At 46.1% G+C, this 22221-nt stretch carries 23 protein-coding genes; all 23 read left to right on the top strand.

Annotation, left to right across the window (positions count from 1 at the left end; genetic code table 11):
• Positions 1–136 precede the first annotated feature (136 nt).
• The 23 genes from J2Z28_RS06175 to J2Z28_RS06065 all read left to right on the top strand — a co-directional run bounded on the left by J2Z28_RS06175 (position 137) and on the right by J2Z28_RS06065 (position 22049).
• Complete coding sequence (locus J2Z28_RS06175) at positions 137–400, top strand: DUF3243 domain-containing protein (RefSeq protein WP_017689119.1); 264 nt, start codon at positions 137–139, stop codon at positions 398–400.
• A gap of 197 nt (positions 401–597) precedes the next feature.
• Positions 598–1365 carry a DUF3388 domain-containing protein gene (locus J2Z28_RS06170; RefSeq protein WP_036609270.1) on the top strand — a complete coding sequence of 256 codons (768 nt, stop codon included), beginning with the start codon at positions 598–600 and terminating at the stop codon, positions 1363–1365.
• A gap of 66 nt (positions 1366–1431) precedes the next feature.
• Entirely contained in the window at positions 1432–2478 is a 1047-nt protein-coding gene (locus J2Z28_RS06165; protein ID WP_211081618.1) for a helix-turn-helix domain-containing protein, read from the top strand.
• Positions 2479–2551: 73 nt separating this feature from the next.
• On the top strand, positions 2552–2716 hold the full coding sequence (locus J2Z28_RS06160; protein ID WP_211081617.1) for a hypothetical protein: 165 nt from the start codon (positions 2552–2554) through the stop codon (positions 2714–2716).
• 155 nt (positions 2717–2871) lie between these two features.
• Positions 2872–3363 (top strand): YajQ family cyclic di-GMP-binding protein, encoded by a 492-nt coding sequence (locus J2Z28_RS06155; RefSeq protein ID WP_017689115.1) that lies wholly within the window; start codon positions 2872–2874, stop codon positions 3361–3363.
• Positions 3364–3683: 320 nt separating this feature from the next.
• Positions 3684–4271, top strand: coding sequence for a CDP-diacylglycerol--glycerol-3-phosphate 3-phosphatidyltransferase (gene pgsA / locus J2Z28_RS06150; protein WP_211081616.1), 588 nt, complete (start codon positions 3684–3686; stop codon positions 4269–4271).
• Positions 4272–4378: 107 nt separating this feature from the next.
• The gene (locus J2Z28_RS06145) at positions 4379–5635 is read left to right on the top strand and encodes a competence/damage-inducible protein A (protein WP_017689113.1); all 1257 of its coding nucleotides are present in this window, start codon (positions 4379–4381) and stop codon (positions 5633–5635) included.
• A gap of 243 nt (positions 5636–5878) precedes the next feature.
• Entirely contained in the window at positions 5879–6943 is a 1065-nt protein-coding gene (gene recA / locus J2Z28_RS06140; RefSeq protein ID WP_017689112.1) for a recombinase RecA, read from the top strand.
• 282 nt (positions 6944–7225) lie between these two features.
• Entirely contained in the window at positions 7226–7963 is a 738-nt protein-coding gene (locus J2Z28_RS06135) for a regulatory protein RecX (protein ID WP_211081615.1), read from the top strand.
• Positions 7964–8273: 310 nt separating this feature from the next.
• Positions 8274–9815 (top strand): ribonuclease Y, encoded by a 1542-nt coding sequence (gene rny / locus J2Z28_RS06130; RefSeq protein ID WP_036670418.1) that lies wholly within the window; start codon positions 8274–8276, stop codon positions 9813–9815.
• Positions 9816–9969: 154 nt separating this feature from the next.
• Complete coding sequence (locus tag J2Z28_RS06125; RefSeq protein ID WP_036609256.1) at positions 9970–10764, top strand: TIGR00282 family metallophosphoesterase; 795 nt, start codon at positions 9970–9972, stop codon at positions 10762–10764.
• A gap of 117 nt (positions 10765–10881) precedes the next feature.
• Complete coding sequence (locus J2Z28_RS06120) at positions 10882–11142, top strand: stage V sporulation protein S (protein WP_007430104.1); 261 nt, start codon at positions 10882–10884, stop codon at positions 11140–11142.
• Between the two features lie 86 nt (positions 11143–11228).
• Positions 11229–12230: a dipeptidase gene (locus J2Z28_RS06115; protein ID WP_415841503.1), complete on the top strand. Its 1002-nt coding sequence runs from the start codon at positions 11229–11231 to the stop codon at positions 12228–12230.
• Between the two features lie 194 nt (positions 12231–12424).
• On the top strand, positions 12425–12997 hold the full coding sequence (gene pduL / locus J2Z28_RS06110) for a phosphate propanoyltransferase (protein WP_017689107.1): 573 nt from the start codon (positions 12425–12427) through the stop codon (positions 12995–12997).
• Between the two features lie 312 nt (positions 12998–13309).
• A complete protein-coding gene (miaB, locus tag J2Z28_RS06105; protein WP_211081614.1) occupies positions 13310–14866 on the top strand; it encodes a tRNA (N6-isopentenyl adenosine(37)-C2)-methylthiotransferase MiaB in 1557 nt (518 codons plus the stop codon).
• 306 nt (positions 14867–15172) lie between these two features.
• Positions 15173–15586, top strand: a complete 414-nt coding sequence (locus J2Z28_RS06100; RefSeq protein ID WP_244988156.1) for a YlbF/YmcA family competence regulator — start codon at positions 15173–15175, stop codon at positions 15584–15586.
• Between the two features lie 209 nt (positions 15587–15795).
• Positions 15796–16200, top strand: coding sequence for a PaaI family thioesterase (locus J2Z28_RS06095; RefSeq protein ID WP_211081613.1), 405 nt, complete (start codon positions 15796–15798; stop codon positions 16198–16200).
• A 78-nt stretch (positions 16201–16278) separates the two neighbouring features.
• Positions 16279–17082, top strand: a complete 804-nt coding sequence (locus tag J2Z28_RS06090) for an NUDIX hydrolase (protein WP_036609248.1) — start codon at positions 16279–16281, stop codon at positions 17080–17082.
• 67 nt (positions 17083–17149) lie between these two features.
• A complete protein-coding gene (locus J2Z28_RS06085) occupies positions 17150–17707 on the top strand; it encodes a cysteine hydrolase family protein (protein WP_211081612.1) in 558 nt (185 codons plus the stop codon).
• A gap of 197 nt (positions 17708–17904) precedes the next feature.
• The gene (locus tag J2Z28_RS06080; RefSeq protein ID WP_211081611.1) at positions 17905–19359 is read left to right on the top strand and encodes a nicotinate phosphoribosyltransferase; all 1455 of its coding nucleotides are present in this window, start codon (positions 17905–17907) and stop codon (positions 19357–19359) included.
• Between the two features lie 279 nt (positions 19360–19638).
• Positions 19639–20289, top strand: coding sequence for a hypothetical protein (locus J2Z28_RS06075; RefSeq protein ID WP_211081610.1), 651 nt, complete (start codon positions 19639–19641; stop codon positions 20287–20289).
• A 111-nt stretch (positions 20290–20400) separates the two neighbouring features.
• A complete protein-coding gene (locus J2Z28_RS06070) occupies positions 20401–21420 on the top strand; it encodes an oxidoreductase (protein WP_211081609.1) in 1020 nt (339 codons plus the stop codon).
• 74 nt (positions 21421–21494) lie between these two features.
• Positions 21495–22049, top strand: a complete 555-nt coding sequence (locus J2Z28_RS06065; protein ID WP_211081608.1) for a hypothetical protein — start codon at positions 21495–21497, stop codon at positions 22047–22049.
• Positions 22050–22221: the final 172 nt, after the last annotated feature.

The following is a 22221-nucleotide window of genomic DNA, read 5'->3' as shown; positions in this document are numbered from 1 at the left end:
AACGAACCAGGTGAAGGTTGCTGAGAAGCAGTCGTCTTCCGGATTATTTTCAAAATGCTCGTATATAAAATGCCTCGAAAGCACATATTACAACTGTTGATTTTAAATCTCATGCGTCATCTAAGGAGGATTTATCATGTCAACAGAAAAAACAGTGCTCTCCAGTTTTGACACATGGAAGAAGTTCCTGGGTGACCGCGTACTGCAAGCAGAGAAGATGGGGATGAGTGAAGAAACCATCAACAAACTTGCGTATGAAATCGGCGACTTCCTTGATGAGAAAGTCGATCCGGCGAACCATTCCAACCGGGCATTGAAAGAGTTATGGGATGTCGGCGATGCTGATGAGCGTCGTACGATTGCGTGCCTGATGGTCAAATTGGCCAAACAAAACGCATAAGATTACAGATGAAGAGCTCCCGCAAGGGGGCTTTTCTCTAATGATTACAAACGGATTACAGAGCTGTTCTTGTAATTCATTTTCATTTTATATATCATTAACGTGACCCATTTTTAGAAGATGTCTCAGATTGTTGTCCAGTGGACACGTTCTGTTGCTGTCGAATAATGGGGAATAATGCATTACGGGGTGTTGAAATGGAATCTAAACAATGGTACATGGAATATAAAATACATAAGAACAGACCCGGTTTGTTAGGCGATATTGCCTCTATGCTGGGGATGCTTGAAGTGAATATATTGACCATTAACGGTGTTGAAGGCAAAACTCGAGGCATGCTGCTTGAATCGGATGATGATGAAAAAATCCGTTTGCTTGGTGAAATGCTTGGCAAAGTAAACAGCATCACCGTATCGGCTTTGCGGCAACCTAAATTGGTGGATATTTTGGCCGTGCGTCATGGCAGATACATTGACCGTGACTCGGATGATCGCAAGACATTTCGTTTTACACGAGATGAACTTGGGTTACTTGTGGACTTTTTGGGTGAAGTATTTAAGAGGGAAGGCAATCAGGTCATCGGTTTGCGCGGAATGCCTCGTGTTGGCAAAACGGAGTCCATTATTGCGGGCAGCGTATGTGCAATGAAGCGATGGACGTTTGTTTCCTCCACACTTCTTCGTCAGACGATTAGGAGTCAAATGTCCGAAGACGAATTGAACCCGAACAATGTCTTCATCATTGACGGAATTGTAAGTACGATTCGTTCCAGTGAGCGGCATTACAATTTGTTGCAGGATATTATGTCCATGCCTAGTACCAAAGTTATCGAACATCCGGATATTTTTGTGCAGGAATCCGAATATGACTTTAATGATTTTGATATTATTATTGAATTGCGTAACATTCCCAATGAAGAGATTATTTATGATACGTTTACGGCTAGCTACACCGACGAATTGTAAGGCACCGTGCGGAATCATGGAATAGATTAGCAACAACTCAATAGATAAACATAAGGAGGAGATGGCATGTCTGAACTGGGTCAGCAGTTAAGAGAGGCCCGGCTGCAAAAAGGGATGAGTCTTGACGATGTACAGGAAATGACAAAAATTCGCAAGAGGTATCTGGAGGCCATAGAAGCAGGAGACTATAAAGTGCTGCCGGGCAGCTTCTATGTGCGTGCTTTCATTAAAACCTATGCGGAGACCGTGGGACTGAACCCTGATGAGCTGCTGGAGGGACACAAAAAAGACGTACCCGAAGAAGAGACGGAAGCAACGATGGAACCGGTTATTCAGAAGCGTTCCAGCCGTCCGGTTGAGCGCAGTAATCGGTGGATGTCTGTCGCGCTGATGTGGACATTCCCTGTTTTGATCGTAGTACTGTTATATGTATACGTGGTGTATAACAATGGTGATGAGTCAGATAATCCGGGGCTTGATTCAGTCAAAATTACAGACAGTCAACAACAGCCTGAGGACAAACCGGATCAACCTGCCGACAACGGACAGGCATCTAATCCGCCAGCAACAGATTCAGGTACTGACGGTACTGGTGAGGGCGACGCTGGTGGTAACGGTGGCGGTACAGACACGGAAGGACAGACGGACGGTCAAACTGATGGCCAAACGGACGGACAGACGGATGAAACTGAGAAAGAACCAACTGACAATTCACCGTCTAATGTGAGTGTTGCAGAAGATGGGAAATCAGGAAATATTACGAACTTCAAAGTTAACGGTAGTGCAGGGCAACCTGTAACGGTTACAATCAAGGCCACAGGTCATAGCTGGCTGGAAGTGTACAAAGGCGAGAACTCCAGTGGAGAGAAGTTGGAGTATGGTAACACAGCCGAAGGTGACAGCTATACCTTTGAGTTGGATAGTGCAGGCATGTATATTAAGTCTGGTTACGCTGCAGCGACCACGATTGAGGTTGGCGGGCAAGTTGTAACGGATGGCAAGGCGACCAATCGGATCCGTTTGAAACTTGGTGAAGACAGTAGTACTACTTCTTCCACAGGTGTTGAAAATGGATCAACGGATGCTACAGGAGGTACCACTGGTAGCGAATAACCGGGTCAGCTGCAGGAGACAATAATCGTGTCTTAACTTGCAGTTAACTTTTGGTGAAGTGAGGTGGATGGCTGTGACAGCCAGCTGGATCGTAACAGGTTTAGGGATCATTGTCAGCCTCCTGGGTTATTACCTGACTCCAAGTGCTTGGGGCTACGGAATATTGGGTTTTGGACTTGCACATGTACTTTTGGGTGTGCTCGATATGTTCAGACAGCCCAGCCGCAGCCGCTATTAGGTTGGAAGCTGGACCAGCAAGCATTTTTGGCAACCACTTGAAGTGGAAGCCAAAAATGCTTTTTTCTTTGTGTGAAACAGCTTGAAATTAGACTTTTGCTTAAGGTATCCTCTATAATGTTACAGAACATACGATTAACTGAAAGGGTGACTGGTTTGAGTTCAGAAAATTCATTTGATATCGTGTCCAAAATGGACTTGCAAGAACTGACAAATGCCGTTACACAAACCGAGAAGGAAATTGGCACTCGTTATGACTTCAAGGGCAGCAAGAGCAGCCTGAAACTGGATAAGGATGCGTTAACGATCGTATCTGATGATGAGACCAAACTCAAGGCTGTCATTGACGTGCTGCAATCCAAAATGGCGAAGCGTGGTCTACCATTGAAAAACATTGATTACGCAAAGGTAGAGCCAGCGTCTTCTGGTACAGTCCGTCAGCGTTTGAATTTTAAACAGGGGATTGATCAGGACATCGCCAAGAAAATCAATATCCTGATTCGGGACTCCAAGATGAAAGTGAAGAGTCAGATTCAGGGAGACCAGCTTCGGGTAACTGGTAAGAGTAAAAATGATTTGCAAGCTGTCATGCAGCTGCTAAATGGTGCTAACCTACCTCTGGATTTGCAATATACAAATTTCAAGTAATATGGCCTTTTTGTAGCAAAAGTGTTTTTTGACACGGTATTGGGCGTATATTATACTAAGTGTGCATTGCTGGCAGTCAAGCATCAAGTCCAGTCCTCATCGTTTGCTGACTTTGTGAAAAGCAGTACATCTTCTGGAAGTCACCGGAACGTTTAAAGCGGTTTTGCTTTTGAGCGGTTGACTTTATTTTTTGCGTTTCTACATAGTGGGATCATGTTAATATGGATTGACATTGAAACTGTACATTTCATGTTCCGGATGATGATAACGGGATTATGATGATTGTTTGGAGTAATGGAGGATATGAGGGAGGGCGTCTTGTGAATTTACCCAACCGGATTACGCTTGCACGAATTTGCTTAATCCCTTTTTTGATGGTGTTCCTGCTCGTGGATTTTCCATTTTATCCAGAGCCGTTGCAGCTTGGAAGCTTGTCGCTTCCGTATAATCAACTGATTGCTGCTGTTATTTTTATCATCGCCGCAAGCACAGATGGAATTGACGGATACCTTGCGCGGAAAAATAACATGGTTACCAATCTGGGGAAACTGCTCGATCCACTCGCAGACAAGTTGCTGGTTACTGCAGTTTTGATCTCGCTTGTGGAGATGGGCAAGCTGGATTCCTGGATTGCAGTTGTTATTATTAGTCGTGAATTCGCAGTTACCGGCTTGCGTCAAATTGCATTGCTGGATGGTTCGGTTGTTGCCGCCAGTGCTTGGGGCAAGCTGAAGACTGTAGTGCAGATTGTGGCGATTGTGCTGTTGCTGTTGAACAATTTCCCGTTTTCATACACGGGTATTCACGTCGATATTATCGCGGTATGGGCAGCAGCGCTTATTACCATCTGGTCGGGTATCGATTACTTTATTAAAAACAAAAATTTGCTTCATTTAACAAAAGTATAATGGTTTGTTCTTAAATAGGTAATCATGAAGGAAGCATTGGGTCAGGGGCAATAGGAAATTATCCTATTGCCCTTTGATCACTCACCACGTGTACAGGAGGATGCTCAATGAAGGCAGAAATCATTGCAGTTGGCACAGAGCTACTGCTTGGACAAATCGTCAATACCAATGCCAGATATCTATCCCGTGAATTGGCTGCGATGGGGATCGATGTATATTTCCAAACGGTGGTTGGGGATAACCTGAACCGACTTAGTGAAGCTATTCGCATTGCGCAGGGCCGTGCAGACGTTATTTTATTTTCCGGTGGCATCGGACCTACCCAAGATGATCTGACCAAGGATGCGCTCGCAGCTGTTCTTAACCGAAAACTGCATACAGATCGAATGGCTATGGACAAAATTGAGAGCTTTTTCAGAGATCGTAATGTGGACATGACAGAGAATAACCGACGTCAGGCGATCGTTATTGATGGCGGAACACCTCTGGCTAACGAAACAGGCCTTGCGGCAGGAAATGCGATTTCTGACAATGACAAATATTATGTTGTGATGCCTGGACCACCTAAAGAGCTGATTCCAATGTTTGAACAGGAAGTCAAACCTTGGCTGTTCCAGCATGTACTCACAGAAGAGATGCCGATCTATTCCCGAATGCTCAAATTCGCAGGTATTGGTGAATCTGCTCTGGAAGATCGGCTACTGGATCTGATTGATGCGCAGACAGACCCTACGATTGCTCCTTACGCGAGCGAAGGCGAAGTTACGGTACGTGTCTCCACGAAGGCTGCGAGTGAGGGAGAGGCGAAGCTGAAGCTGGATGCGATGGAGATTCAGATTCGGGAACGTTTGACAGAACATCTCTACGCGAACGAGGATGTGCCTATAGAGTACACGATTGTAACCATGATGTCTGACATGGGGCTGACGCTCAGCGCTGCTGAGAGCTGTACAGGGGGGCTTGTTATGCAAAGTCTGACCTCTGTACCCGGAAGTGCGTCAATGCTCAAAGGTGGAATTGTTTGTTACTCCAATGAAATTAAAGAAAAGCTGCTGAATGTGCCTCATGATTATCTGGAAGGTGAAGATGCACCTGGGGCGGTAAGTCCAGAGGTTGCAAAAGTGCTTGCTGAACAGATCCGCATGATTGGCGATGCTGATTTTGGCTTGGCTGTTACCGGTGTAGCTGGACCGGGATATTCGGAGCGCAAGCCACCCGGACTTGTCTTCATCGCTCTTGCTGAACGTGGAAAAGAGACGGAAATTCATGAGTTGCGTATTAATGGTAATCGCGAGACTGTTCGCATTCGTTCAGCCAAAGCGATTCTCTATCGCTTATGGCAAAAACTTGTGGCGATGGATTGATTAGTTAATAGCTTCGATTGCATTTACAGTTCCAAGCAAGTATAATTAAGGAAGACGGAAGAACCGTAGAATTAGGCTTTACAGCCTTGTTTACGGTTCTTTTTTCTGTTTAATGGAAAGTTTCTTTGAGGAAGAGGCGCCTCGGCCTTTACAAAAAAAACGAATGTATGTTCGAAAAAAAGCTTGGCAAACGTGTTAAAACAAGGTATCATTATCTTATAAACAGTAAAGGGTGTGAGCTTATTGTCAGACCGTCGTGCCGCGCTTGATATGGCGCTCCGTCAAATAGAGAAGCAATTTGGTAAAGGATCCATCATGAAACTGGGTGAGTCCACTCATATGAATGTGGAAATTATTCCCAGCGGTTCCTTGGCTTTGGATATTGCATTAGGAACAGGCGGCTTGCCTAAAGGCCGTATTGTTGAAATATATGGACCCGAATCCTCTGGTAAAACAACCGTAGCATTGCATGCTATCGCTGAAGTACAAAGAGCGGGTGGACAAGCTGCATTTATCGATGCCGAGCATGCTCTTGACCCACAATACGCAAGCAAACTTGGTGTTAATATTGATGAATTGCTTCTGTCTCAGCCAGATACGGGTGAGCAAGGGCTGGAAATTGCAGAAGCTCTTGTACGCAGTGGTGCAGTAGATATCGTCGTTATTGACTCTGTAGCCGCATTGGTTCCAAAAGCAGAGATTGAAGGCGAAATGGGTGATTCACACGTTGGTTTGCAAGCGCGTTTGATGTCTCAGGCGCTGCGTAAACTGTCTGGTGCAATCAGCAAATCCAAAACAATCGCAATCTTCATTAACCAGCTTCGTGAGAAAGTCGGCGTTATGTTTGGTAACCCGGAAACAACACCTGGTGGTCGTGCTCTGAAGTTTTATTCTACAGTACGTCTGGATGTGCGTCGTATTGAGAGTATCAAATCAGGCAATGACATGATTGGTAACCGTACTCGTATTAAAGTTGTGAAAAACAAAGTGGCACCTCCGTTTAAACAAGCGGAAGTGGATATCATGTATGGCGAGGGTATTTCGAGAGAAGGCAGTATCATTGACATTGGTACAGACCTGGACATCGTTAATAAAAGTGGTGCATGGTACTCCTACGAAGGCGAGCGTTTAGGACAAGGCCGTGAGAACGCAAAGCAGTTCATGAAAGAGCATAAAGATATTGCTGACATCATTGAACAAAAAATTCGTGTAGCCAGTAACTTGGTTACTGCAGTTCCTGCGCCAACGAGTGAAGAGCAACAAAAAGAAGCAGCAGAAGAACAAGAATTGTTTGAAATCAACGAGTAATCTCTCAAAACCTCCCTTGTAGGGAGGACCCTGAGGGTGTTCCCCACTGGACTCCGTAAACTTATCTGATTGAGCTTGGATCAATCTGGATAATGGATTGTAGTGGGAGTACTCGTGCTGTCTAACAGCCCCTGTCCCAATGGACAGGGGCTGTTAGCACGCTAACTGTGGAGTAAAGGCCGGGCAGAGTTCCCGGTCTTTTGTATTATTGGTGTTCTTTGTCTTATGTGAAGGTGTGTTTGGCGTAGTCAGAATGAAAATGTTATGAAAGGGGAGACCAGAATGGATCAACATGACGAGGATTTATATGAAGAAGCAGAACAGGATGGCCTATCCCAATTTCCGGACAACGAAGAACTTATTATTACACGTGTAGAACGAACGAAGAGCAGGCAAGCTCGTTATCGAATCACTTTTGGCATCCACTCCATTACGGTTCTTGAAGATGTGATGATTAAATACAGGATGACTCAAGGCAATACGTTTATGAAGCAGGATTTGGAAGATATCATTCTAGCTGACGAGCGACAGCGGACGTATGCACAGTCTCTGCGCTTTTTGGAGCATAAACCGCGCACACGCCATGAATTAAGTCAGAAACTTCGTCAGAAGGAGTTTGCTGCAACTTTGATTGAAGAGGCGCTGGATCGGCTTGAGCGGGAGAACCTGGTGGATGACGATCTATTTGCGAAGGAATGGACAAGACAGCGTATGGAGGGCAAGCGGAAGGGAAAACTGTGGATAAGGCAAGAGCTGCGTCAAAAGGGCATTGCCAATGATCTCATTGTTGAGGCACTAGAAGGGATCAGTACAGATGCGGAATTTGAGACTGCCTTGAGTGCCGGACGCAAAAAATGGAATCAGGTCAAAGGGGACGTCAAAGAGAAGAAAAATAAAACGCTTCCCTTCCTAATGAGACGTGGTTTTTCAATGGATATGGTGCGCCGGGTCGTGAATTGTTTAATTGAAGAAGATGAGGCTGGGGACCCTGAAGATGACGAAGCGTTGTTATGGGATTAGCAGACTAGAGTCTCTATACTGCATTCTCTTGACAATTTCTTTCGTCAAATACTAAAATGGACATGAGTCTGTAAGAAATGGACAACCCTTTTTCCTTCCAAAAAAGCGGTTTCGGTTTCTTAAGATTTATACCATTCTTAATTATGGGTTCGCTGGAAACAGTGAATAGTACGTGGAAACATGTACATGTGAAATGAAAATCGGCGGGGGATCGCCGTGAGTATTCGTTATTCCCAAACAAATGTAAGGTTTGAAAACTGCAAATTGACCCAAGGAATGCCTTGGAGGAACCAACGAGGAGGTGAACAGTATGGAAATTGCAATCACGATCGCTCTCGTTGCAGCCGCGCTATTCATTGGGTTCGGAGTAGGATATTTTATTCGCAAATCTCTTGCAGAGGCTAAAATCTCTAGTGCGGAACAAGCTGCCGTACAAATCGTGGAGAACGCGAAGAAAGAGGCAGAAGCACTGAAGAAAGAAACGGTGCTGGAAGCGAAGGATGAAATCCATCGCATTCGCGCTGAAGCTGAAAAAGACACTCGTGAACGTCGGAATGAAATTCAACGACAAGAAAGACGATTGTTGCAAAAAGAAGAGTCGCTGGATAAAAAATTGGAATCACTCGAACGTAAAGAAGAGCAAGTGGCTAACAAAGAGAAACGAATTGATGAGACTCAGCAGCAGATCGAAATGATTTACAAAAACCAGGTGACAGAGTTGGAACGTATATCCAACCTCACCATGGAAGACGCACGCAGTATCATACTGTCCAACGTAGAACAGGAAGTTCGTCATGAGACGGCTCAAATGATCAAGGACATTGAACAACAAGCGAAGGAAGAAGCGGACAAAAAGTCCCGCGAGATTATTACACTCGCCATCCAACGTTGTGCGGCTGACCACGTAGCGGAAACAACGGTATCTGTTGTTACCCTGCCAAATGAAGAAATGAAAGGCCGGATTATCGGTCGTGAAGGACGTAACATCCGTGCGCTTGAAACCCTTACAGGGATTGACCTCATTATCGATGATACGCCAGAAGCTGTTATTCTGTCGGGCTTTGACCCGATTCGCCGTGAGATCGCCCGTACTGCCCTGGAGAAACTGGTGGCTGATGGACGTATTCACCCGGCACGGATTGAAGAGATGGTTGAGAAATCCCGCAAAGAAGTGGATGAGCGCATCCGTGAATACGGTGAGCAAGCTACCTTTGAAGTGGGCGTGCATGGTCTGCATCCGGATCTGATCAAAATTTTGGGCCGGTTGAAGTTCCGTACAAGTTACGGTCAAAACGTCTTGAAACATTCCATGGAAGTCGCTTATCTGGCTGGACTGATGGCTGGCGAACTCGGAGAAGACGTAACTCTGGCAAGACGTGCAGGTCTATTGCATGACATAGGTAAAGCGCTGGATCACGAAGTGGAAGGATCACACGTCGAAATTGGCGTGGAACTGGCGAAGAAATACAAAGAACATCCGGTTGTAATCAACAGTATCGCGTCCCATCACGGAGATTGCGAAGCGACTTCGGTCATTGCCATGTTGGTTGGCGCAGCAGATGCGCTCTCCGCAGCAAGACCAGGCGCACGCCGCGAAACGCTGGAAACGTATATCAAACGACTGGAGAAGCTGGAAGAAATTTCAGAATCCTTCGAAGGTGTCGAGAAATCGTACGCCATTCAGGCCGGACGCGAAGTTCGCGTTATGGTACAGCCTGAGAAGATCGATGATGCTGAAGCATTCCGCTTAGCCCGTGACATCACGAAGATGATTGAGAATGAACTCGACTATCCGGGTCACATCAAAGTCACCGTCATCCGGGAAACCCGTGCGGTTGAATACGCAAAATAGAGCATTACGGAAAAGTGGCCGCAGTAGTGGGCCACTTTTCCTGTTGATAGCCTGTTAAAAGGCAACTACACATCATGGAGCATGAGATAGAGTCCTGCAAAGGTTCAACATTTGAAGTAAGAGGACTTTGCAGGAATTGAGGAGGCAGTAATCAATGAAAGTTTTGTTTATTGGTGACATTGTAGGCAACGTGGGACGTAAGGCATTAAAGGAAAATTTACCGTACCTGAAATCGAAGTATAAGCCACATGTGGTGATTGTGAATGGTGAAAATGCGGCAGCAGGTCGCGGCATTACCGGTGCAATCGCAAATGAGTTTTTCAACTGGGGTGTACATGGTATTACACTTGGTAATCATACTTGGGACAATAAGGATATTTTTGATTTTATAGATGATGAGCCCCGCATGATTCGTCCAGCGAACTTTCCACCAGGCACACCAGGACGAGGGTACACGGTTGTCAAAGGCGAAGGGAAAGAGCTGGCGATTGTTAATCTTCAAGGAAGAACGTTCCTGCCTGCTCTGGATTGTCCATTCCGTGTAGCTGATGAAATTGTAGATGAGCTGCGCCAAGACCATAAATGTATTTTAGTTGATATGCATGCTGAAGCAACGTCAGAAAAGATTGCTATGGGATGGCATCTGGATGGACGTGCGTCTCTTGTTGTAGGTACACATACGCATGTACAGAGTAATGATGATCGGATTTTGCCTGGAGGAACAGCTTACTTGACGGATGCAGGCATGGTAGGGCCTCGTGACGGCATTTTGGGTATGGAGCGTGAGGCCGTGCTGCGTAAGTTCTACACCCAGCTACCTGTACGTTTCGTTGTAGATGATGGCAAATGGCACTTCCACGGTGTTTTTGTTGAAATTGATGAAGCCACAGGTGCGGCAACACGCATCGAAAAAATTCGTCTGACGGAGGACGAGTGGCGCATGGAATAGGGGTATTGTCCCAATTTGCAGGGAAACCCGTCTAAAAAGAAGGAATTTTTTTGCCTCCCGCGAATAACATCTAGTAAGTGGAAACAAACTTTCAACATTCCCAGGGAGGTACTTACCATGGATGTATTAAAAGTTTCAGCAAAGTCCAATCCTAATTCTGTAGCCGGCGCTCTTGCAGGGGTTCTTCGTGAACGTGGAAATGCTGAACTGCAGGCAATTGGAGCGGGAGCACTGAACCAAGCCATTAAAGCGGTAGCGATAGCCCGGGGATTTGTAGCACCAAGCGGAGTTGACCTGATTTGTATTCCAGCTTTTACAGACATTGTGATCGACGGCGAGGACCGAACGGCCATTAAGCTGATTGTGGAGCCCAGATAATACATGCAGTATGCATTGAACCTGTTTACGATGATGTAGACAGGTTTTTTTGCGTTTTGCAACAAAATATAGTGGGAGGGTTAACAATGTCCATGTCGGATTGGCGTGTAGCTGATTTTCACTGTGATGCACTGAGCAAGATATTGATGCAGCCTGCTCTTTCATTCGAAGATGCTCCAGAACTGGATGTGAATTTGCAACGTTTGAAAGAGGGGAATGTAGGGTTGCAGGCATTCGCCATTTATTTACCCGAAGTGCTTGGCAGAGGCAAGTTTGAACATGTGATGGGGCAGTTGGAAATTTATCGTAGACGTGTGGAGAGAAGTCAGGAGCGGCCTGGCGGCACACAGACGTTGTTATGGCGTGAACAGGTGGCTCAGGTAGGGCAAACAGAGGGTCCGTGGGGATTAATCACACTGGAGGGTGTGGATGGCCTGGAGGGCAACCTGTTCTATCTGGAGTTATGTTATCAGATGGGCGTTCGAATCATTGGACTAACGTGGAATTATGCCAATTGGGCGGCTGACGGAGTAATGGAGAAGCGTGGAGCAGGTCTGACCGAGAAGGGGAAAGAACTGGTGTGCCAGTGTAATGAAATCGGAATGCTGTTAGATGTGTCACATCTGACGGAGAAAGGGTTTTGGGAACTGGCTGACTTGAGTAAACGTCCTTTTATCGCCTCCCATTCCAACAGTTATAGCGTATGTCCCCATGTGCGTAATCTGAAAGATGATCAGATTCAGGCCATCATTGCCCGGGGAGGGCGGATCGGGCTGACGTTTGTCCCTTGGTTTGTTAAACAGGAGGGTGAAGTACGTATAGAAGACCTGCTGCTTCATATCGAGCAGATCTGTTCTCTGGGCGGGCAGCATCACCTGATGATGGGGTCTGATTTTGATGGGATTTCAACGTATATTCAGAGACTTGAACATTCAGGACATTACCCGAGACTGACGGAAATCCTGCTCAAGCATTATGATGAACATCTGGTTCGTGGCTGGTTGTGGGGGAATGCGATGAGTTATCTGAGGGAACACTTGCCAGAGAGCAATCCGAAGATGCAGATGAAGGGGAATTCCATGAAATAGTGAACTGGTGTGTGCGTTGAATGGGTTGAATTGACACTTGTTTTCCAAATAAAGGAGGGGAATGATGGTGAAATAAGTGTATTTCATGAATTTTCACCAGTTCGTTTTCATTTCACTCCAAAAAGGGGTATAATACCATTGGATTGTTAAGAGCCTGAGTACAGGCCATAGATAAACAAGGAGTGAAATTTACAATGAGTAAAACAGTACCTGTGGGCGTATCTGCCCGTCACATTCATGTATCCCAAGAGCACGTTGAAATTTTGTTTGGCAAAGGTTATGAACTGACTGAATTTAAACCTCTGTCCCAGCCTGGCCAATACGCTGCTAACGAAACTGTAGCGGTAATTGGTTCGAAAGGACAGTTTGATAAAGTGCGTATCCTTGGACCTGTTCGTCCTGAAACGCAACTGGAGATCTCCATGACAGATTCATTTGCGATTGGTGTTAAAGCACCTGTACGTGAATCTGGAAGCATTGAAGGTACACCAGGAATCACAATTAAAGGTCCTGCTGGCGAAGTAACGATTGATAAAGGTGTTATCGTTGCTGCTCGTCACATTCACTTCCATACTTCTGATGCTGCTAAATGGGGTATCGAGGACAAACAAATGCTGAAAGTTCGCCTCGGCGGAGATCGCGGTCTTGTACTGGAAAATGTACTGGCTCGTGTATCCGATTCTTTCGCACTGGACATGCATATTGATACAGATGAAGCTAACGCTGCTGGCGCTCGTAATGGCGACACTGCTGAAATCATCGATTAATTACATGTAATAGCTTCAGCCGCCAATTAGGGCGGTCTGAATAACATATAAACCTGAGCACAGCCAACAGGGGCCGGTTAATTCCCGCCCTGTTGGCAAGGCTCAGGTTTTTGTATTTTCTGAGTGTTCTTCTGAGCATGGCATGTTTCGGATTAGACGAAGGGACATGCGCTTTGGATGTGGAACTACAGCCCAATTCATGCTATAATTTGCTGTAATGCTCTTTTAATGTTCCAAGCAAGAAATTCACCTGGAACAGGGATGAATGAACGATTTTTTATTAATAGAGGCTGTAAGGAGTGACCGAAGGAAATGGCTAAAGACTCAAAAAAGGATTACTCCCAATATTTTGATTTCTCCGATGCCAAAGTAATTTCGCAAGATGAATTCAGCAAAAAGATAAGAATCCGGGGCCGTGAGATTAACATCAAATCGGAACCCAATCATCGTCAGGAGAAACAGCGGGGCAAGGAAGACGTCCAGGTGCTTTACGAAAATGCCGTTCCCGATGAACTGAAAAACATAGGGAAAGGCAAACACTATATTGTATATACGTATGGATGTCAGATGAACGAGCATGACTCGGAGACCATCAAAGGCCTGCTTGAGTCTATGGGATATCAGGCTACACAGGATCGCAAAGAAGCTGATATTATTCTGCTCAATACGTGTGCCATACGAGAAAATGCGGAAGATAAAGTATTTGGTGAGCTTGGTCACCTGAAAACGCTAAAACTTGAACGTCCGGAATTGTTACTTGGCGTATGCGGGTGTATGTCCCAAGAAGAAGGCGTCGTCAACCGAATCATGCAGAAGCATGGATTTGTGGATATGATCTTTGGTACACATAACGTGCATCGACTGCCACATCTAATCCAGGAAGCGTTGTTCAGCAAAGAAATGGTTGTTGAGGTATGGTCCAAGGAAGGCGACATCATTGAGAACCTGCCGAAGAAACGTGAGGGTATGCGCGGCTGGGTGAATATTATGTATGGCTGTGACAAGTTCTGTACATATTGCATCGTTCCGTTTACGCGGGGCAAAGAACGCAGCCGTCGTCCAGAAGATGTCATTGCTGAAGTTAGGGATTTGGCACGACAAGGCTTTAAGGAGATCACGCTACTTGGTCAAAATGTGAATGCGTACGGTAAGGATTTCACGGACCTGAACTACAGCTTTGGTGACTTGATGGACGCCATTCGCCAAATTGATATTCCGCGAGTACGGTTTACAACCAGTCACCCACGTGACTTCGATGATCACTTGATTGAAGTGCTGGCCAAGGGCGGAAATCTGGTTGAGCACATTCATCTTCCGGTGCAATCTGGCAGTTCGGAAGTACTCAAACGTATGAGCCGCAAGTATAACCGGGAACACTATCTGAAACTGGCTGACAAAATTAAAAAGGCCATCCCGGATGTTGTGTTGACAACGGATATTATTGTTGGTTTTCCAGGGGAAACGGAAGAACAGTTTGAAGATACACTTTCCCTTGTCCGTGAAGTAGGGTATGATTTTGCCTATACCTTTATTTATTCCCCACGTGAAGGTACACCGGCTGCGGTGATGGAAGACAACGTACCGATGGAAGTGAAGAAGGAACGTTTGAAGCGCTTGAACGAAACGATCAACGAATACAGCCACCGAAGCAATGAAGAGCAACGCGGCAAAATCGTTGAAGTGCTTGTTGAAGGCGAGAGCAAACGGAATTCCGAAGTTCTGGCAGGACGTACGCGCAGCAATAAGCTGGTGCATTTTGAAGGACCTAAAGATTTGATCGGTACATTCGTACAAGTGGAAATCACCGATCCGATGACTTTTTATATTCGGGGCAACCTGCTCTCCGAGCCGGTAGCTGCCAATCAGTAATAGTAATACACAAACCAATAAGATGAATATTTTTTGCAATTAGCGGGTTACGGCCGAGCGTAGCGAAGGTGACGGAATCGATTCTGTAGAAGCGAAGCGTTCGCCTTTGTCTCCGAATTTTAAACCTTTGAAAAATATAATCAAGAAAATTCGGAGACAACAGCGATCAAAAGAACGATCCGACACCGTAGCGGTCACTGAGCAGTCAACTGAGCTTAATGCAACGGCGAGTATTCATCTTATATCATCTCATAGAATGGAGCGATTTCAGTGGCGCAGGAAGAAGTGCAGTACAACCATTATGGAATGCCAACCTACGATACGCGCAATCTGGTCATACGCGACGACATTATGGGAAAAGCCAAAGAATTGGCTGATATGCTCGGAACGAGTGAGGAAGTTAGACAGTTTCAACAGGCTGAAACCAAAATTCGGGATCATGAGCGCATCCAGCAGTTGATTGCAACGATCAAGAAAAAACAAAAAGAGATTGTTGCTTTTGAAAGCTTCAAAAATGTGGAGATGGTCAGCAAAATTGAACAGGAAATTGACGATTTGCAAAGCGAACTGGACAGTATTCCATTGGTTACGGAATTCCAGCAGAGCCAGAGCGATATCAACTACTTGCTTCAGCTTGTGATCTCCGTGATCCGGGAAACGGTTTCCGAAAAAGTGAACGTGGAGGCTGGAACGGATTCACCTCCGACCAGTTGCGGCTAAATGACGGAAGGGTGCGGACGCTGTCCGCGCCTTTTTTGACATTACATAACCGTGAACGTGGAGTGGCTATCGCCAAGTACTCGGAATATAATTCCAAGCAAAGCTCCACGCTGTGGGGTTATTTTGTGTGGCGAAGCTGATTTTTAATGATAGAAGCACATGACATCAAGAGAGCTTGATACGTACAGTGAATAAAGGAGAAATGAATAATGAGTATTTTGGACAAAATGGTGGAAGACGGAGACGGACGATTCTGGGGATTTCTCGGCTGTCGTTATATTAAAGGAGACGGCAAAGAAGTACAGATCGCGTTGACAGCAGGCGAACATCATACCAACTCCATGGGGATTATTCATGGGGGTGTATTGACTTCGATGATGGATCAGGCAATGGGGATGGTTGCAACAGCAGCAATGGAAGTAGACGGCTGTGTGACAACGAATCTGAACGTACATTTTCTTGCACCAATGAAACAAGGGGAATTAACGGTGACAGCTACGGTAATGCATCAAGCAGGACGCAGTGTTACGACTCAATCGGAGGTTCGTGATGCATCGGGCACATTGGGATGTATGGCTACGGCAACATTCCGCATAGCACGCCCTAGAACGTAACGCATGAATCCTGCGGTTGACAAAAGATATTATTATGTCATAATGAAATTATCAAAATGAAAATAGTCGGTGGTGCCCATGAGCGAAAACTACGAACACTTCAATGCAGAGAGCGACGAACAAGCAGCACGTGCTTATAGTTCCCAAAAATATCGTACCCCCGATGGTGTTCCTGCGGATATCGTTATGTTCACCTTAACCAAGCGGGAGCGCAAGACGGTGACGAAGACACTTCCCATTCGGGAACTGAAAGTGATGCTGATCAAGCGCAAAGGCTGGCCTTTTGCAGGCAGATGGGCATTACCCGGTGGATTTTGTCAGGAGAATGAATCCATCTACGGTGCAGCTAAGCGTGAGTTGATGGAAGAGACAGGTGTAGACGGTGGACATCTGGAATACTTGAATGTATACAGTCAGCCAGGTCGTGACCCGAGGGGCTGGATTATCTCACACGCATTTTTCGCGCTTGTAGAAGAATGGATGCTGGATCAACGCCAAGCGGCAGATGATGCTGAGGATGTTGGGTTGTTCACGATTCAGGAGGCGCTGCAAGAACTGGAACTGGCCTTTGATCACAGAACAATCATCGAAGATGCTTATCGGCGTATTCAACAACAGATGCTGGAAACGACGATTGCCCGTCAGTTCCTGCCACGTGATTTTACATTAAGTGAATTATATCAGGTTATTCAAAGTGTTGTACCGGATTTTGAAGAACCAAACTTCATTCGCAAGATTACGTCTACCCGCAGCCGTAAAGGCATTGTGGAAGAAGTAAGAGATGAAGAGGGGAACCTGGTGAGTTCTAACCAGTACTCGCAGCGTCCGGCGCAGCTATATCGTTTTACAGAACTCGTACCACGCCTTTCCATCTATACGTGATAAGGTGTAGATGTGTCAATCTGATTGAATCAGGATCAACCATTTCTGGGCTAAGGGAGTGTTGACGATGAAAGCACTGATTGTCATTGATTTTACGAAGGATTTTGTGACAGGTTCTTTGCCAGTAGGTCAGCCGGCAGTAGAAATCGACGAGACGATTGCAGCTGTAACCGAGGCCTATTGTATGAACAAACATGAGGTAATCATGGCTGTGGATCTACACGAAGAAAATGATCCGTATCACCCGGAGACTGTACTTTTCCCACCTCATAACATCAGAAATACGGAGGGAAGACAGTTATATGGTCGTCTTGCCCAAGTGATGGAAGAACGGAAAACAGATATACAGTGGATGGATAAGACGAGATATAGTGCATTCTGTGGGACCGATCTGGAACTCAGACTGCGTGCACGTGGTATTACGGATATTGCACTGATTGGGGTATGTACGGATATTTGCATATTGCATACCGCAGTGGACGCTTACAATAAAGGTTTTCATATTACGGTATATGAAGATGCCGTTGCCAGCTTCAATCCGGCAGGGCATGAGTGGGCACTTGGACATTTTCGTTCCAGCCTCGGTGCTTCGGTGGTTAAGGCGAGCGAGACAGTCTTGGCTTAATTTACTCCATAGTCATGTTTGGTTGACCTCATGTTAGGAACCGGATGAATGTGGTGAATGGTGTTTAGAGTCTATTACGGGAGACTTGTTTGTTTAATACGGATGAACAGAATCATGAAGAATAAGTCTCCATATGTTAACCCGTGTCCACAGATGAAATCTGGGGTCACGAGCGGAAGTCAGAGAGGATGAGACAAATGCAGACAACTAGCCTGGCTTTACATACGGATAAATATCAGATCAATATGATGTACGCCCATTGGGTGAATGGTACTCACAAGCGGAAGGCGGTATTTGAAGCCTATTTCCGTAAGCTTCCTTTTGGCAACGGATATGCGGTATTTGCCGGATTGGAACGGATTGTGAACTATATCAGCCAGCTTCGGTTTACGATGGACGACATCAAATTTTTATCCAAACAAGAGGAAAATTACGATCCGGTCTTTCTGGAAGAGTTGCTCCAGTTTTCATTTCAGGGGACGATTCATTCCATGAAGGAGGGGGCAATTGTTTTCCCTGACGAACCGCTCATTCGGGTAGAAGGCTCCATTATGGAGACACAATTGGTGGAGACGGCGATACTTAACTTCATGAATTATCAGACGTTGATTGCAACCAAGGCTTCGCGGATCAAACAGGTAGCACAACAGGATATTTTGCTCGAATTCGGCACACGGCGTGCACAGGAAGCGGATGCTGCCATCTGGGGCGCACGTGCCTCGTATGTAGCAGGCTTCGATGCAACGTCTAATATGCTGGCCGGAGAGCGCTTCGGAATCCCAACAGCAGGTACACATGCCCATTCCTGGGTACAGAGCTTTATGAGCGAACAGGAGGCGTTTGACGTGTATGCCAAAGTATTGCCAGATCAGGTTACGCTGCTGGTAGATACCTTTGATACATTGAACAGTGGGGTACCTCACGCTATCAACACAGCCAAAAAGTTGGAGAGCCAAGGCAAGAAGATGAATGCGATTCGTCTGGACAGTGGTGACCTTGCGTACTTGTCGATTCAGGCACGTCAGATGTTGGATGAGGCTGGGCTGGATTATGTGAAAATTGTAGCATCCAATGATTTGGATGAAAATACGATTTTCAACCTGAAGGCTCAGGGAGCGCGGATTGATACATGGGGTGTTGGTACACAGTTGATTACGGCTTCTGACCAACCATCTTTGGGTGGAGTATATAAATTGGTGGAGCGTGAAGTGGACGGTGCCATGCTGCCTACTATCAAAATATCTGCCAATCCTGAAAAAGTGTCCACTCCAGGTAAAAAGGAAGTGTTCCGGATCATTGATCCGAAACATGGCAAAGCGATTGCAGATTATATCTGCTATCCAGATGAAGAGCAGCCGCTACAGGGCGGACCGCTCAAGCTGTTCAACCCGCTACACCCTTACCTGAAAAAGACGGTTACCCGCTACGAAGCGGTCAATATGCTGGAGCCAATCTTTGTGAATGGACGTAAAGTATATGAACTGCCTAATCTGGATGAGATTCGGGCGTACCACCGGGAACAGATGAACCTCTTCTGGCCTGAATACCAACGGAAGCTCAACCCGGAGATCTACCGTGTGAACATCAGCCCTGCGGCATGGAATATGAAGCAGAAGCTCATTGCGGAACATGTGAAATCCACAGAGGAATGATCTACACATAAGAATTACTGAGAGGCATAACCAGTGAGGGATACTGGCTTATGCCTTTTTAATATGATCCCGATGAGATGGACCAGTGATGTAAGAAATCTCATGGACAGACTGCCAAGGTAACAGGCTATACTTACTGGAAATGGTCATGCGCAATTCAAGAAGTTGTAGGGGAAAAGTAGTAATTATTTCTCGGGAAAGCGCAGGAGCCGCCAAATTCTGCATCGCATTGTTTCAATCCCACAGCTGTAGGGGATGAAAGTAAGAGGAGGTGCAGACATGAGATGGATATTAGGACTGGTCTGGATCGCTTTTATTGCTTATGCATTGTTGTTGGCACCGGGGCAGTCACCTGGAAGTGATCCGATATTCAAAGAACTGATTACAATGCAAAGCAAAGAACCTTGGTTACTTACTGTATTTTCGTGGTTAGGTATTTTCCCGGCAGTGTATGCTTGTATGCTGTTAAGAACATCTGTGAAAGAACGAGGCCGTGTCCCGGCTTGGCCGTTTGTCATACTTTCTTTCGGACTGGGTGCTTTTGCCCTGCTTCCTTATTATGCATGGTCATCGTCCGCAAATAGAGCTTCGGGTTACGTAAGCTTACATTTTGGTCGTCAGCGGGAGTCGGGAATTGGACGGGTAGCAGCCCACAAGCTGACGCATGTAGTCCTTCTGCTGTTGACGCTGGGGACAGCTTTCTATGCCGTGACGCAGGGTCATCCGGATGTATATATGGAAGCATTCAATCAATCTGCCTTTGTACATATCATGACGATTGATTTTGTACTGCTGACCTTACTTTCCATGATTGCGATATACAGGGATACTGAAGTGAGTCGACGTTCAGCAGCTTGGACCGCGGCAGGCATCATCCCTATTGTGGGTCCACTAATCTATCTGTTGACGCTCAGGAGAGACAGAGCTTGATCATCAACATCTGAAGAATCCAGAAGTAAAAGGTAGCCGTTAAGCCTGAATGCGAACAATTCATGTGCTTAATGGAAAAATATATAAAATTCAAAAAAGGAGTGGCTATCGGTGAAAAACCATTTTAACGCATATGTTGTCCGTAAAGAAGAACAGGGCGGAGTGAAAGCTGCTATAGAGCAATTGAAGAAGGAAGATCTGCCAAATGGAGATGTAACGGTACAGGTGCAGTATTCCAGTGTCAATTATAAAGACGGACTCGCTACCCTTGAGAAAGGCGGTGTCGTTCGTGAGTACCCGATGGTACCGGGGATCGATATGGCCGGAACGGTAGAAGAGTCGGTCAGTGGACGTTTTGCACCAGGAGATCGGGTGATAAGTACAGGATTTGAACCTGGCGTATCCCATTACGGAGGGTACAGCGAGTATGCTCGTCTGCGCAGTGAATGGCTGGTGCCTCTGCCACCAGGTCTCAATGAGAAAGAAGCCATGGCAATTGGAACTGCAGGTTTTACGGCTGCACTTTCGGTAGATGCGCTGTTACAGGCTGGAGTGACACCGGAGATGGGCAAGATTCTGGTTACGGGTGCAACGGGTGGTGTTGGCAGTATGGCAGTTGCCATTCTGGCGAAACTTGGTTTTGAAGTAACAGCCAGCACAGGCAAGAAGGATCAGGAGGAGTCATTGCTCCGAAACTTGGGCGCCTCAGAGGTTATTACTCGTGAAGAAGCTGATGCTCCAGCTAAAGGAGCCATGGGGAAACAGCTATGGGCGGGAGTTGTTGATCCAACAGGAGGACCGGCTCTTGCGGAGCGATTGAAACAGATTCAATACGGAGGTGCGGTAGCGGTATCCGGGTTAACTGGAGGCACAGCTTTTGAATCCACGGTACTTCCGTTTATTTTGCGTGGCATCCAGCTTGTTGGTATAGACTCTGTATATTGTCCGATGGAACGTCGGGAACGATTGTGGAAACTGCTCGGCGGAGAATGGAAACCAGAGCGCGCGCTGGAACTGGGAATCCGGGAGATCTCTCTAGATCAATTGCCTCTTACGCTGGAGACGATACTCCAAGGTGGTGCAGTGGGTCGTACGGTGGTCAATACAATATCAGATCTGCCATCCGCATAAGATTCTAAGTCCTTAGACATGCTAATTCTACCTGATTGGGTCACAGCACACGTGGCTGGAAAGGAAGGATTGGCATGTGGTTTGCTAGAAAAGGGCGAAGTCTGGTTGGAAAAACAATGAAGTCGGTACTTGTAAGTGGTGTGTTGATCACGAGTGTCTGGTCCCTGGTGGCTTGTTCGGCATCATCCATTGAGCAGGAGCGGAAGGTCTACACCCGCGAAGCGACAGATGAAGGAAATGTGCGGGCACAGAGTCAAGGACACGGATTAAACGGTGAATTGGTGAGTGAGATCAGTAAGAGTTTTGAAGCAAAAGGCATTCAACTTATGAATAACATGTCTGCCGTTGACGACCATGGCGGGATCTCTTATATGTATTTGTTGAATGGAAGTGGCAGACACATCGTGAAAGTCCATATTTTCAGTGATGCGACAACCCGGGCGGCCAGCATGAAAGAAATGTATAGTGAGAATCGTGATGAGGCTGTCTTGGAGAATGCGCTTGGCCGAACAACGATTCGCAGCAAAGGGTACGTCTCACTCGTTTATACAGCTTCCGGTGGGGAAAAGGACAAGTATGAACAGGATGTTATGCAGGTGTTCCAACATGTGTTGGGGCAACTAAGGTAAGAGAAGATGGGAGCACAGAAAACTATTCAATCCTTACCGTACAGCTGAAAATAAACCCGAAAAACCCGTCTGATCTTTAAAGTGTACCCTTTGTAAAGGACATTTTGAAAAAAAACTAGGCAACTTGTTGAAGCTGCTGTCTGTATTTTACAGGCGGCAGCTTTTTCAAATT

This window comes from Paenibacillus xylanexedens (assembly GCF_017874615.1).
Taxonomy (GTDB): domain Bacteria; phylum Bacillota; class Bacilli; order Paenibacillales; family Paenibacillaceae; genus Paenibacillus; species Paenibacillus xylanexedens.
The sequence above is the reverse complement of the archived record's forward strand: the minus strand, read 5'-3'. Positions and strand labels throughout refer to the sequence as shown.